The 13,882-nt window shown below is 36.5% G+C and carries 11 protein-coding genes; 2 read left to right on the top strand and 9 right to left on the bottom strand.

Going from position 1 to position 13,882, the window contains the following annotated elements; translation table 11 throughout:
* Positions 1–14: 14 nt before the first annotated feature.
* The 4 genes from AC6IZR_RS02010 to AC6IZR_RS02025 all read right to left on the bottom strand — a co-directional run bounded on the left by AC6IZR_RS02010 (position 15) and on the right by AC6IZR_RS02025 (position 3,737).
* Positions 15–1,277 (bottom strand): hydroxymethylglutaryl-CoA reductase, degradative, encoded by a 1,263-nt coding sequence (locus AC6IZR_RS02010; RefSeq protein ID WP_497848678.1) that lies wholly within the window; start codon positions 1,275–1,277, stop codon positions 15–17.
* The gene (locus tag AC6IZR_RS02015) at positions 1,277–2,449 is read right to left on the bottom strand and encodes a hydroxymethylglutaryl-CoA synthase (RefSeq protein ID WP_497848679.1); all 1,173 of its coding nucleotides are present in this window, start codon (positions 2,447–2,449) and stop codon (positions 1,277–1,279) included. Before AC6IZR_RS02015 ends, AC6IZR_RS02010 begins: the two co-directional genes overlap by 1 nt.
* Before the next feature lie 187 nt (positions 2,450–2,636).
* A complete protein-coding gene (locus AC6IZR_RS02020; RefSeq protein ID WP_045759877.1) occupies positions 2,637–2,867 on the bottom strand; it encodes a hypothetical protein in 231 nt (76 codons plus the stop codon).
* Positions 2,868–3,116: 249 nt separating this feature from the next.
* The gene (locus AC6IZR_RS02025) at positions 3,117–3,737 is read right to left on the bottom strand and encodes a tetratricopeptide repeat protein (protein ID WP_490679182.1); all 621 of its coding nucleotides are present in this window, start codon (positions 3,735–3,737) and stop codon (positions 3,117–3,119) included.
* A gap of 710 nt (positions 3,738–4,447) precedes the next feature.
* Here AC6IZR_RS02025 and AC6IZR_RS02030 point away from each other — a divergent pair.
* Positions 4,448–5,704 carry an MFS transporter gene (locus tag AC6IZR_RS02030; protein ID WP_497848680.1) on the top strand — a complete coding sequence of 419 codons (1,257 nt, stop codon included), beginning with the start codon at positions 4,448–4,450 and terminating at the stop codon, positions 5,702–5,704.
* Positions 5,705–5,787: 83 nt separating this feature from the next.
* On the opposite strand, the gene AC6IZR_RS02035 is transcribed toward AC6IZR_RS02030, so the two are convergent.
* On the bottom strand, positions 5,788–5,961 hold the full coding sequence (locus AC6IZR_RS02035) for a hypothetical protein (protein ID WP_173018706.1): 174 nt from the start codon (positions 5,959–5,961) through the stop codon (positions 5,788–5,790).
* An 80-nt stretch (positions 5,962–6,041) separates the two neighbouring features.
* On the opposite strand from AC6IZR_RS02035, the gene AC6IZR_RS02040 reads away from it, so the two are divergent.
* Positions 6,042–6,248 (top strand): hypothetical protein, encoded by a 207-nt coding sequence (locus AC6IZR_RS02040; RefSeq protein ID WP_037608378.1) that lies wholly within the window; start codon positions 6,042–6,044, stop codon positions 6,246–6,248.
* 707 nt (positions 6,249–6,955) lie between these two features.
* Here AC6IZR_RS02040 and AC6IZR_RS02045 read toward each other — a convergent pair.
* From AC6IZR_RS02045 to pflB, 4 genes are all read right to left on the bottom strand, one after another.
* A complete protein-coding gene (locus tag AC6IZR_RS02045; protein WP_368397669.1) occupies positions 6,956–7,243 on the bottom strand; it encodes a hypothetical protein in 288 nt (95 codons plus the stop codon).
* A 2,424-nt stretch (positions 7,244–9,667) separates the two neighbouring features.
* Entirely contained in the window at positions 9,668–10,135 is a 468-nt protein-coding gene (locus AC6IZR_RS02050; RefSeq protein ID WP_003005049.1) for a threonine/serine exporter family protein, read from the bottom strand.
* Positions 10,136–10,139: 4 nt separating this feature from the next.
* Positions 10,140–10,898, bottom strand: coding sequence for a threonine/serine exporter family protein (locus tag AC6IZR_RS02055; RefSeq protein ID WP_023919150.1), 759 nt, complete (start codon positions 10,896–10,898; stop codon positions 10,140–10,142).
* A 418-nt stretch (positions 10,899–11,316) separates the two neighbouring features.
* A complete protein-coding gene (gene pflB, locus AC6IZR_RS02060; protein ID WP_003005386.1) occupies positions 11,317–13,632 on the bottom strand; it encodes a formate C-acetyltransferase in 2,316 nt (771 codons plus the stop codon).
* Positions 13,633–13,882: the final 250 nt, after the last annotated feature.

Consider the following 13,882-nt stretch of genomic DNA (forward strand, 5'->3'; position numbering starts at 1 on the left):
GGGTCTTAGTTCTTTTATTTTCTCAATTCTTGTAAGAGTGTTTGTGCCTTTTCTAAGTTAAAGGGTTTGTTTTCAAGGAGTTGGCAGACCAATCGGGGAACTTCCTCTTCCTTAGCTCCTGCTAGAAGGGCTAGAGAGCGTGCTTGGAGTTTCATATGTCCTGCTTGGATCCCTGTGGTGACAAGGGCTTTGAGGGCTGCGAAATTCTGCGCCAAACCGAGCGAAGCGATGATACCTGCTAATTCAATAGCAGAAGGCTCTCCTAGCAAACGGTGGCTGACTTGAACCGTTGGGTTGAGGCCAATCGAGCCTCCTTTTGTTGCAACCGGCATTGGCAGGGTGATCTCTCCATAGAGTTTTTTCTCTTCCGGCTGACTTGTCCAGTGACTCAACCCCTTGTAAGAACCACTTTGTGCAGCATAGGCATGGGCTCCTGCTTCGATGGCCCGCCAGTCATTGCCTGTCGCAAGGACCAGGGCATCAATCCCGTTAAAAATTCCCTTGTTATGAGTAGCCGCACGGTAAGGATCCACTTGAGCCAGTTGGCTAGCTAGCTCCATCCGGTGGGCAATCTCAATGGCTTCATCAGGATTTCGACTCAGTGCTTTAAAATCGATGGCACACCGTGCACTCACTAAAGAGCGAGTAGCCAAGTTGGATAAAATTGCCATCAAGGCCTGACCACCAGAGAGTTCCTGGATACGATCGGTCAGAGCTTCTAACATGGTATTGAGCATATTGGCCCCCATGGCTTCTTTGGGATCGACAGCCAAGTAGACAATAAGAAAGTCCCCCTTGTTTTCGACCCAAAGATCCCTTGCTCCACCTCCACGCTTGACGATCGAAGGATAGGCTTCATTAGCGAGCTGAAGAAGGGTTTTCTTGTCTTCTAGGATACGCTTGCTAGCAACTTCCATGTCTTCAACATCCGTCAGAGCGATCTCACCGATCATTTGCCGCTGGTGCACCTGGGTGGTGAAGCCACCCGAACGTTGGATGAGCTTGGCTGCAAAGCTGGCAGCCGCAACCACGGAAGGCTCTTCTGTGACCATGGGAAGGACATAGTCACGACCATTGATCAGGAAATAAGGAGCGAGGCTAAAGGGCAAGTCAAAAGTCGACAAGACATTTTCCGTCAATTGATCTGCAATAGAAAGTGGGAGTCCCTTTTGTTCTTTTAAGATCTGTGCTTCATCCCAAGTTAAGAGGCCTTCCTTCAGTAAGGCCTCTATGCGTTCTGTGGGAGAAAGTTTTGCAAAACCTGGTAATCGTGCCATTATTTTTCTACTTTCTGGTAAGTGCGTTGGTGTTCCTTGATCTCTGTCAAAGCAAAAGTTTGATGCGTAGCAGGCTCAAACACTTGATTGCCACTAGGATCTAGATCTACTTCCTCATAAAAGAGTCGTTCGTAGTCAGCAACACTAAGAACCGTACGTTGGTCCAGTTTTTCCATGCGTTTGTGATCTAAGAGTTGCTCAAAACCAGGAACGAGATTGGCACTAAAGATCTCAGAAACCGCTCCACTTCCATAGCTAAAGAGGGCGATTCGGTCTCCAGCTTTAAGTTGGGGGTCATTTTCCAGTAGTGACAGCAAGCCTAGGAAAAGAGATCCAGTGTAGATATTTCCCACGCGTTGGCTGTATAGAATCGATTGATCAAAGTTGTATTGTAATTGATCTTTTTTCTCTTCTGACACTGACTTATCCAGGATTTTTTTCAAGCCCTTGAGAGCTAATTTCGGATAAGGCAAGTGGAAGCAGACGGCTGCAAAGTCTGTCAAGGTAAGGCCAGTCCGTTTCTGGTATTCTGCCCAGGTTGTTTTCAGAGAATCTAGATATTGTTGCGTTGAATAAATCCCATTCACGAAGGGAGTTGTCGCATAATTTGGACGCCAAAAATCCATCACATCGCGTGTTTGGGCAACATTGTCATCGTTAAAAGATAGAATACGAGGATTTTGGCTGATCAGCATAGCAACTGCTCCGGCACCTTGTGTTGGTTCTCCAGGAGTTCCAATTCCGTATTTCGCAATGTCACTGGCAATGACCAAAACCTTACTCTGAGGGAATTTTTCAACATGGAGTTTAGCATAATCCAAGGCAGCAGTCGCAGCATAGCAGGCTTCTTTCATCTCAAAAGAGCGGGCGAAAGGCTGGATATCTAGTAAGCCATGGACAAACACGGCAGCAGCCTTACTCTGGTCAATTCCAGATTCTGTCGCAAGAATCACCATGTCGATCGCTTCTTTATCTTCGTCTGTTAAAATATCATCTGCTGCAGTAGCAGCCAATGTGACGATGTCTTCTGTGATCGGTGCAACACTTTGTTCTTTTAAGAGAAGACCCTTGCTCAGTTTTTCGGGATCAGTATTACGAGCAGCAGCCAAATCTTCTAAACGCAAGACATAAGGGCTCGTCGCAAAACCAATCTTATCAATCCCAATTGTCATTCTTAACCTCTTTTTTATTTGATATCTACTAGTATATTTCGTTACTATTTTACCATATTTAAGGGTAAAACTCCCTTGAAAAAGCTAGATCAGCAAGGAAATCATTCTCGGGACCGATTTTGCAATGTTTCAAATAAAAAATAGAAAATCTATAAGAAAAAGCCATCCTCAGATGGCTTTTCAACTCTTATCCTTGCTTATCTTTTTTAGGGTTGCTCATGATTCGTATGAAGAGTTCTTTGCATTTGTCTCTTAGAACTTTTTCGTAGAAGACGATTAAAGCGATGTACACAATCGTAAAGTTCAAGGTCAGATAGAACAAGTCAAATGAATTGCGGGCATAATCAGTTGCTAATAGATAGGAGGAGAGGGTTCCTAGGATCATCCAAGGAAGATACTTGATATACTTGCTTATCATCATACAGCACCTCGCATACTTTAAAGGATTTGTTTTTTCACTATCATTGTATCCCTTTTAAGTAAAAATGCAAGCGATAACACTTAGAGAAATTGAAAAACGAATATTATTTTGCATTAGTTTGAATGGAGAAAAACTATTTTAAGATAAGTGAAGCGATTACTTTAGTAACCAAAAAATTTTTTGAGCTAATCATTGTCAATTATGTACTTTATTTAAGCAAACAAATAACAAAAACTAAATGCAAAATCATCGATTAATCAATTCCTCAATTTCCTTTACCCCTTCAAACTCTCCAACACTTTTGAAAAGTTCTATAGCTCGTTTGAAATGTGTGTTGGCTAATCCTTTATCTTCCAAGGCTAAATAGATTTCACCTAACCCTCTATAGCTACAAGCATGAGAAATCACATCATCAGTCTCTAAAGATTGTTCCAGTGACAGATTCATGAATGTAAGAGCTTCATTAAGATTGTTTAATTTCAATCTCAAATAGCCTTGTTCGTAGTTATTCACAGCTTTCTTTAGATTATCATTTGGAAAATGCTCTTCAATTATCTCCTCTTCATTTTCAATGAGTTTTAAAGCCTTATGAAAATCACCTTGATCTCTGTAGATCATCGCTAATTGATGTAAACCAATGTGTTCATGTTCTTTATCTTCATTTTGTTGAGCTAATAAAATGTATTTCTCAAATATACGGGTACACGAGGCATAGTCTTTTTCTGCCAATAATAAATACCCCATCAGATTTAAAAGGCTAAAATCTGTACAGGTATCAATGGAAAAATCTTGTTCAACCAACTTTTTAGCTTCTGATGTTTTTCCTTCTAGGAACAAGTCCCAAGCTACATCGATTTTAGAGACCATCTATTTCCCCCCTTACCTATAAACAACCTTCATAAAATAAAATCACTAAACAAGAAGATGCTAAACACTACCTTTATAAATTTAATCCACTAGGCTAAAGTATAGCAAAAAGTCCAAATAACTACTATTTGGGCAAAATGTTACTTAGTTTCTTTTTAAACGAGCAATGAGTAACTTAATAAGATAAGCTAGAACTACAAGTGCTACTACGCGTGATAATAGATAGAAAATAGAATAAACAAAATAGATTTGCATATCTGACACCTCCCAAATAAAAGAGATAAACCATCTTGCCCTCAAAATTATTATAGTCTCGTTCGAAAGCGGTGTCAAGAATTGTGACAAATAGTATCAACATCTAGAATGAAGTTAAAGCCTATAAAAAGCAAGATAAAGCAATCTGTTCCATTTTGAAATCCTTTAACGATTGTAAAATATATCCTATTTTAGAAGAGGTACGTATGAAGTTATCAATTTAGATAATGTCAAAGCAAGAAAGAAATATAATGAGTAAACATAAATACAATATTTTTTACATTTTTTATTATACTTTTATTAGTATAATTGATAAAATCTTAATTAACAAAAATTATGGCTTATCTAATATTCCAATTACCTTACAACACAAGTTCATTGAATAGTATTAGATAATCGAAGCAATGTTGAAACGAATGGAGGGGGTTAATATTAAGAATTTAATAAGTGATCAAATGTCTAATAGACAAATCATCAAAGACTTTATTAGTAGTTTTATTAGTTCTTTAAGTGGAAAAGCTTTTAATTTTGCTTTAGGATTAATGTTACTGGACCAAACAAAATCGGCAATGAGTTTTGGAATCAACATGATCATCTATCCTTTAGTTAGTTTGATTTTCTTGGTTCCAATCGGTAATTTAGTAGACCGATACCGTCATAAAAAGATCTTAATTTATAATTTTATTTTTAGACTTATTATCTTTCTTCTGTTTTATGCATTTTATTTTTTAACGAATTCATCTACTATCTTATATTTAGTAATTCCGTTTGTCATATTCCACTCTATTACAGTTAACATCAATGATACTTGTTATTCAGCCTCTATCCACGAATTAGTAAATGATAAAAAAATTCAACGATTAAGCTCTGTTACACAAACCGCCATTGCTATCGCAACCATGCTTTCCCCAGCTATTGGAGTCATTCTTTATAATTGGTTAGGCTTCTCAGGCTTTATTCTTATAGAAATCATTGCAAATCTCCTTTCTTTAGGTGTCTTACTTACCATGAAATTCTTCTATGAAAATGAAGAGCAAGAAGCTAAGATTAAACAGAATGAAAAGCATCAACAGGGGTTCAAAGAAATTATCCGATTTTTAAAAGAAAATCAGATTGTCAAATATATTATTCTTGTTAGTGTTGTACTGAATTTTTTCTATACTTCCATTAGCATTGGAGTACCATTTGTAATCAAAGAGCAACTTTTATTAGATAATGCAACAGTAGGTATCCTAGAAACTATGTCTGCGGTTGGAATGTTATTAGCCAGTGTGTCTATGTCACTACTGCCAGACAAAAAAGAAAATAACACACTTCTCTCTAATAGAATTCGAATTCCACTTTTTCTTCTAACCATCGCTATCGTTGGTTTGGGTATTACATTTACAACTACTAACACCCAAGTGATTATTTCTTCCGTTGGCGGTTTATTTATGGGAATTATCGCATTCACTCTTGTTATTCTAAATATTGTCGTCATGACCTATCTTCAAAGTAGTATTGAAACAAATTATTTAGGAAGAGTAATGAGTACTTTGTTCACACTGAATACGTCTATCATGCCGATAGGTACCATTGTATTTACTTATTTATTTCAAAAGGACATAAACGGAGGCCTGATATTCGTATTTGGAGGAGTTTCTCTCCTGATCTATACCATGATAATGTTACCTCGAATCTATAGAATACTCCAAAAAGAACACATTTATTGATATTGAAACAAAAGCAGTATTAAAACGTAAAACGAAAAAGACAAGGATAAAACACCTTGTCTTTTTTTTAAATTCTATTACTATTACTGCCTAAAAACATTAGGTAAATTACTATTAATTACCCTGAGGCCATCGTTTATATATTGACCCAAAACGTCAAATCCGTTATAAATTCCGTTATAAATAAAGAGTCCTAAAATTATAGATGAAATAATAATACTTGCACAAATAAAATATGTACGATTTTTTTCATTCATAAGATAAATCCTCCTTTTTATTTGTATTCGCTTACATTTTATCATATAATACTAATGTAGTAAAGGAAGAAGGTGTTCTTATGCTAAAAAAATATTTTTCAAAATATAAATGGACTGATTTATTTTGGATTCTATTTGTGATTTTGACATGCATCTATATAGGAAACCGTGATTTGCTTCCTCTTAATCATCAAGAATTTTCTCTTCGTGGTAGTTTCTGGGGATTTGTACTTGCATTATATCACTTACTATTCATTGATAAATTTGTTATCTCTAATCGGAAGTAAAACGATACTAGGTAAAAACTCAATTTCAGGAGAAAATAAAGTAAATCACCCCACAATAAAACGCATAGTATCAAGGTTCTTCAAAACCTAATATTATGCGTTTTTTGATCCTAAAGACTTTTCCCTATTCTTGTTTATTTTGTTGTTGATTATCTTTAAATAAATATTATAGCATAGGCTATCGTCCATATCTGAGGCACTGTGACACTAAAAACTAGATCAGTCTCATAGAAGAAGATGAAAAGCCAACCGATAAAAGAGTTAAGACACGCCAACGATTTTTATCACTTTATCCATTTACTACCCCCTTTCACTATTTAATAGTTAATTTAGACGATGCAAAAGTGCGAAAAAAGGCAAATGTTTATCTTTCTAAACGGATTAAGTTTTCCCACTTTTAATTGCTTGAATAGTGTTGGAAGCTTTTTTTTATATTTCGTCATGATTGGATAAGCAACAGCCAGTTGCAACTGATCGGAGCCCTGACAGTAAGAAATGAGACCCTACTACTAGAACATAAAAAAATGGTGGAAATTTTGAGAATAGCTTTGTACATCCCATCTTTTTTAACTTTATATACATAAAAAAGTCCTCGAACAACAAGGACTTTTTTCGAAAGCTGGGTAACTTAGATAAGTCATCCAGCTTTCAAAATGACTAGTAGGACCGCTTCGTTATTGTCCGACAAAATTTAATATGCTTCAAAACTATATTTTAAACAATTTATTTAATCTTTCTAACTCTAATACACTCATATATACTTCTACTCCAGTAACTACCCCCTTACTATAAATAATTCCACAAGAAAACACAATCCTCTTTTCACTCAAAATATTTGACAATATCACAAATGATTCCAAAACATAATCCTCTATAGTAATAAAACAATTATTTTCATCTTTAAAAAACTTTATAAATCCAATATCCTTACACCTATCACGTAAATGAAACCTAAGTGATCTTAAAAAATAATCAAAAAACACATCATTTCCCATAGAAAACCCTTTCATTTTTTAAAAACATTCTGATATAATCATACAAAAAATAAAGGAGAACTACTACATGTACCTCCAATTTGATTTATTATACAGTTTTATTATATAATAAATTGAAAGCGTATCCAAGTATAAGGAGGTTTTTGTTATGAAAAAAATTTTTAAAACTATAATATATTTAATAATATTAGGGGGGTTAGCTTTTTTTATTAGTAATGCATTATTATATCAATACACAGGTAGTAAAATTTCATTGCTAGGCATATTACTCTCGATTCCAACATTTTTTATATATCTACTTATTCACACTTCGATATTTGACAAAGTAAAAAAATAATTATTTTTATCTTGTCTATTATTGCAATTTTTACATATGAATATGCTTTTTTGACTATAAAAAAACATCCCTGTTTCTAGCTTATCAGATCTCAACAGGGGTGTTTTCTTATGTCTCATTTTATGGGTGCAGTGGCTATTTACATGTTAAATTTTTTGTGTGAAGATATATCAAAACTTTTTAAACCAATTCTTGATATACTCTAAGCATATATCCAGTAAGAATTTGATAAATAATAATACAATTCCAATCTTCACAAACATGTAATATTTAAATGTGTCATCAAATGAATGCACACGGATCGGAAAGGTGAAGATATTAGACGGATTGATAAGAAAATATAGTGAGATACAAATAGATAAAACCAACGCCACTATAAAAATTTTTTTATGTATTTGCATTTTTTACCCTACCCTTTCTTGTTTTACAACATTAAATACCAATCACCAATTTTATATAGCCTGATTAATTCTTTTATCCCCCTTTCTATCAGGCTATTTTAATAGTTTTTATACCTTCATCATATACCAATTTCAAAATAATTCAAGTCTATTTTTCTAATCATTTTTATGATATAATAATAAAGTTCGAATGATAAACAAAAAACTCAGCAACAATCCCAACAAACTCTATAAATTAGATACGATAAAAAAATTCTATTCTGCTCTTTTTTTAACTATTCGGTAAAATTCTCGAAATTTTGATACCGAATAGTTATTTTTTTGCATAAAATGTTAAAAAATCATGCTGAGATAGCCATTCTGAGCTGATTTAAGTTTAGAGGGCGGACAATCTATCGCTAAAATTCCATACAGCCCCAACGGTTTAGGCTGTTTTTTAGTTCATTCAACATCTTTCGGGAAAAGAAAAATTTTCGGAAAGTTATTTTTTGAAGAAAATAGGCTTTTTCGTAAAAAGATGGCATACTACTTTCGTTTCTTGATAACCAAAAAATGTTTTGTGCTAATCATTGTCAATTATGTACTTTATTTAAGTGAAAATTAAAAATTTTTCAATTGTACATTCATACAAAAACACGGCTCATGAATCATGGCCGTGTTATGTTTTACTTAAGCTAGTTAGCTAGTTCTCTTAGTTAATATTTACTTACCTTTTATTTGCTTTAATTCCTTTATCTCTTTTAGAATACTAAAAATATAGAAACTAAATAGAACTACAAATAAAACAGATAAAACAAAGAAACCAAACGGAAGTTTTCTTCCCATACCAGCTACTACTCCAAGGGATAAAATACCGATAGCCATTATGCAAATTATGAGGATAAACCACAAGTAAATCATGTAAAACTTATAAAGATAACAAAAGGACTTATTTTTTTGTTTAGGCTTATCCTTCCATTTTAAATAAAAGAAATAAGGTGTATTAATAATTAAAATAAATAAAAATCTCATCTCTAGCACAACTTTTTACTTTCTATTTTGGATTTCCCACAAGATCTCCTAACTTCCAAATACAAAGCCAAAAAGAAATTGTTAGCATGATAAAGAATGTAAGGAACATATTATCGACTAGATTTTTACTCATCAAGCACAGTTCTCTAGCAATGTAAGGAGACACGGGGAACAAAATGCACTGTACTATAGTAATTATTTTTTTCATGATTTATTAATAATACTGTCACATATGATACAGTATACTCCTTTCTAGGAAGATTTCTTTTTATCCCTATCTTTATTATAGGCCTACAGCAATTTAGATTCAATTTTTAATATGTGAAAGTAGTTTCAGAATAATTTACAAAACAAAAATAAAGTACACTTTTTAAAGAATGTACTTTATGCTTCTAATTCAGTTGTATCAATGGTTTAGCTTTAGTTTAGTCAATTGTACATAAACTTTTAGTTTTCTTCAAAAAATAAAAATGAGTTCCAATTGTTAAAATGAATCAAGAAAATACAAAAACTTTCCGCCGTGAGAAAAGTGCTAGAAACACGATTGTTTCTAGCACTCGGGAGTTTTGGAACCTTAGGTCCAAAACTAAGTCATGGAACTTCTACGAAGTTCGCTGACGTCCGTGCTCACCTAAGGAAAGTTTTAAGAAGACTTTGTCACCAACATGACAAATGCTAGTTGGCATTGGTCATTTTTCTTTTTTGATGGCGTTGGTAAGAATGGTAGAGTTTCAAGACAACGGAGCCGCTAGCCATCCCGATGGAGATCACCAAGGCCAGAATAACCACCAGGGTCACGCTGGTCACTGCTTGGCGATATTGGCCACTGACAAAGAAGGAAGTAGTCCGATAGGAAATATATCCAGGAACCAAGGGTGCGAGAATGGACAACATAAAGACCACAACAGGCGTCTTGAGAATGATACTTAAAATCTGACTGATACAGGAGCCGACAATGGCTGCAATAAAGGTTGCAACGATGACATTGGTAGGCCCTTTCAGGATATAGTAAAGTAGCCAGATGCCCATGCCTAGGATTCCTCCAGGAATCAACATGGAGCGCTGCACATTGAGGACGATTAAAAAGGTGATGATGGCAATCAAACTGGCCACCGCTTGGATTAAAAATTCAGTTAGGTTCATCATTTTATTTCATAAGGACGAGGGCGACCGTTGTACCGGCACCAAGTGCAAGAGTAATGAGAAGAGTCTCAAAGAGTTTGCTCATCCCAGAGTTGAGGTGGTAATTCATCAGATCTCGGACGGCATTAGTCATAGCGATTCCAGGAACGAAGGGCATGACACAGCCTGCGATAATGAGATCGGTATTGGAAGGAAAACCACTATAGCGCGTCCAGATATGGGCCAAAAAGCCAAAGACAAAGGCGGCCGCAAAGGCAGTGGCAAAAGGAATGCGAACGTATTTCTCAACGACAAGAGAAAAAGCAAAGGCAAAGACAGTCGCAATACCTGCTCCAATCGCATCATAGAAATTTCCTCCAAACATGATGGAGAAGAAAGGAGCACTGAGGGTTGCCGCAATGGTCAACTGGAGATTGGTATAAGGAACGCGCTTCATTTTCAACTCGCTCAGGGCTTGGTAGGCTTGCTCGAGATCGATCTCTCCAGAGACGAGTTGACGAGAGATCTGATTGACATCACAGACCTTTTCAATATTATAATTAGTCCGCAAGATCCGTTTCATGCGCGTGACATTGGCATTCTCAATTGAAAAGAAAATAGCGACTGGCATCGCTAAAACATTACAATCGACGATTCCCTGTGAATGGGCGATCCGGATCATGGTATCTTCGACCCGGTGAATCTCAGAACCGCTCTCTATCAGGAGGGTTCCAGCTAACATCAGGACGTCGATCACTTGGTTGATCTGTTTTGACTCTTCCATAATTTCCTTCTTACTAAATAATCTGTTTCTATTATAGCAAAAAAGGACGAGAGACAGAACTAAAATCTGACAATTCTAGTTTGTTTCTTATCCTTTCTGAATTCGTTTAGAATAGCTATTGTTTAGGCTTATCATTCGCTAACTCGGGTGGTGGTGCTGCACGGTGCTGTCCTGGACGAGAAGGGTTGCTAAAAAGATCAGTGCAATCAGGATAAAGAGCCAAATAATAGCGAAAATAAATGTTAAAAACATAGGATCACCCCTTCTATATTATTTACAGCTCTACTATAACACTTGGAGAAAACGCTGTCAAACTCTATATAGTAGGCTCTTAAACTCTTTCAAAATTCAGAATACTCTTGCGATGGGGATGAAAAAACCAGCCGTTTCCGACTGGTTTTTAAGACCTATTTGAATCTTAGTTCAAGGCATCATCCATTGAAAGAACTTCGTGGAAGACACGTTGTGTCAATTCAGTTTTTTGTTCTGGAGTGAGGTATTTAGTGTTTACACAGTATCCAGAGATACGAACGATAACGTCTTCACCTGACATGATCTTTTCGTAAACATCGTTCAAGTCCATAACGTTCAAGTTACAGTGTTGTCCACCGTTTTCGAAGTATCCATCAAGGATGGTTACCAAGTTATCAACTTGTTCGTCACGAGTTTTACCAAGAGCACGTGGTGATACTTGAGTAGTGAGTGAGATACCATCAGCTGCGTAACCAAAGTCAAGGCTAGCAAGTGAGTTCAAGTTTTGCAACCATCCACCTTTAGCTTTGTTAGATGGGTTAGCACCTGGTGAGAAGAATTCCAATTTAGACAAGTTCACAGAACCATCTTCGTTGAGGTATACCCCTTTGTGGACTGGTGAGTTACCAGTTTGTTTAGAGTAAGCAACGTTAGAAGTGATGGTAAGAAGTGAAACAGTTGCTTCAGCGTTCTTGTAAAGTTTGTGGCTGCGAAGACGAGTAGTGTAAGCTTCGATCAACCATTCTGCCAATTCGTTAGAACGTGGGTCATCTTCACCCCAACGTGGGTATTCACCGATTGTTTCGTAATCGTAGATGTAGCCATCTTCGTCACGGATTGGTTTAACAGTAGCGTATTTGATTGCTGACAAAGTATCAACAGTGTTAGCGAATCCACAGATACCGAATCCCATGTTAGCGCGTTGGTGAGTTGGCAAGAAGGCCATTTGAACAGCTTCGTAGTTGTACTTATCAGTCATGTAGTGGATGATGTTCAAAGCATCTACGTAAGTGTCTGTCAACCAGTCAAGAGATTTTTCGAAGTTTGCTTTAACAGATTCGAATTCAAGAACTTCGTCACGGATTGGATCGATGTCAAATACTTTATAGTCTTTATGAACATCGTCGTAACCACCGTTCAAACCAGTAAGAAGAGCTTTAAGAACGTTAACACGAGCACCGAAGTATTGGATGTTGTGGCGTTGTTCTTCGTTTTCTGGGTCAAGTGGAGATACACAACATGAGATACAGCTCATTTCACCGTATCCGTCTTTCGCCATTGTTGTTACACCTTCGTATTGGATAGAAGAGTGTTTATGGCTCATGTGCATACAGTAGCGACGGAAGTTGTATGGCAATTTGTCAGTCCAAAGAACTGTCAAGTTTGGTTCTGGAGAGTTACCGATGTTGTCCAAAGTGTTCAAGAAACGGTAGTCCATCTTCGTAACGCGGTGACGACCGTCGTTACCCATACCAGCCATTGATGTTGTGATGAAGGTTGGGTCACCTGAGTACAATTCGTCGTAAGCTTTTGTACGAGCAAATTTAACAGTACGCAATTTCATAACGAAATCGTCAACGAATTCTTGGATTTCTGATTCAGTGTAAGTACCACGAGCCAAGTCACGTTCAGCGTAGATATCCAAAACGATTGGCACACGTCCAAGAGAAGTAGCAGCACCGTTGATCACACGGCAGACAGCCATGAAGGCGATGTTTGTCCATTGGATCGCTTCTTTTGTATCGAAGGCAGGACGACGTACGTCTACACCATAAAGGTCACCCAATTTAACAACTTCTTGAAGTGCTTGGTATTGAAGGTTTACTTCTTCACGAAGACGGATTGATTCTTCATCGATTTCAGTAATAGAGTTCCAGTCGTTTGCTTTTTCAGCCATCAAGTAGTCGGCACCGTAAAGAGCAAGACGTGCATAAACCCCGATGATACGTCCACGAGAGTAAGCGTCTGGAAGACCAGTTACAGTGTGAGCGTGACGAGCGCGACGGATGTTAGAAGTGTAAGCGCGGAAGATACCGTCGTTTACAGTTGTAACGTATTTTGTGAAGATTTCATGAACTGCTGGATCTGGTTCGTATCCATTTTCTTTCAAAGTAGTTTCCGCCATACGGATACCACCACGAGGCATAAAGTTCAATTTGAACAATTCATCATTTTGGATACCGAAGATCACTTCGTTTTCTTTGTCGATATATCCAGCTGCAATATCAGCGATAGATGTTGGACGGTTATCGTATGGGAAACGAGTTTCTTCGTAATGAGCTTTTGTTTCTTCAACAATCTTCTTGATGTGAAGAGAACGTTCAGTTGGACCAGCTAGGAAGCTTTCATCTCCATCGTATGGTGTGTAGTTAGCTTGAACGAAGCGAGAAACGCTTGCTTTTTCTTTCCAATCTTCACCTTTGAAGCCTTCCCAGGCTTTGTCAAAAATATCTTGTGCTTCAACGACTGTTTTAACAACCATTTTTATTTTCCTCTATTGTCTTTCTAGCAACTATATCTGTTGCACTTACAATAGTAGTATACCATACAGAAACCGGTTACACAAAGACAAATTGCGAAAAATAGCAGATTCTTTTATAATACAGTTTCAATTCTTCCGCGATACTGTACTACATTTTTGAAAATGAACATGAATTTCCATCAATTTTCATGTTTTTAGGAAGGGCCGATTTTTGCAATTCTAAAATTTTCTTCTTATAATAGAAAAAAGG

This window comes from Streptococcus mobilis (assembly GCF_059727625.1).

Excerpts from the sequence above, each read along its gene's own strand:
- AC6IZR_RS02020 (WP_045759877.1), bottom strand. The coding sequence starts at position 2,867 with ATGATAAGCAAGTATATCAAGTATCTTCCTTGGATGATCCTAGGAACC.
- AC6IZR_RS02040 (WP_037608378.1), top strand. The coding sequence starts at position 6,042 with ATGCTAAAAAAATATTTTTCAAAATATAAATGGACTGATTTATTTTGG.
- AC6IZR_RS02010 (WP_497848678.1), bottom strand. The coding sequence starts at position 1,277 with ATGGCACGATTACCAGGTTTTGCAAAACTTTCTCCCACAGAACGCATA.
- AC6IZR_RS02045 (WP_368397669.1), bottom strand. The coding sequence starts at position 7,243 with ATGGGAAATGATGTGTTTTTTGATTATTTTTTAAGATCACTTAGGTTT.
- AC6IZR_RS02030 (WP_497848680.1), top strand. The coding sequence starts at position 4,448 with ATGTCTAATAGACAAATCATCAAAGACTTTATTAGTAGTTTTATTAGT.
- pflB (WP_003005386.1), bottom strand. The coding sequence starts at position 13,632 with ATGGTTGTTAAAACAGTCGTTGAAGCACAAGATATTTTTGACAAAGCC.
- AC6IZR_RS02015 (WP_497848679.1), bottom strand. The coding sequence starts at position 2,449 with ATGACAATTGGGATTGATAAGATTGGTTTTGCGACGAGCCCTTATGTC.
- AC6IZR_RS02035 (WP_173018706.1), bottom strand. The coding sequence starts at position 5,961 with ATGAATGAAAAAAATCGTACATATTTTATTTGTGCAAGTATTATTATT.
- AC6IZR_RS02025 (WP_490679182.1), bottom strand. The coding sequence starts at position 3,737 with ATGGTCTCTAAAATCGATGTAGCTTGGGACTTGTTCCTAGAAGGAAAA.
- AC6IZR_RS02055 (WP_023919150.1), bottom strand. The coding sequence starts at position 10,898 with ATGGAAGAGTCAAAACAGATCAACCAAGTGATCGACGTCCTGATGTTA.
- AC6IZR_RS02050 (WP_003005049.1), bottom strand. The coding sequence starts at position 10,135 with ATGAACCTAACTGAATTTTTAATCCAAGCGGTGGCCAGTTTGATTGCC.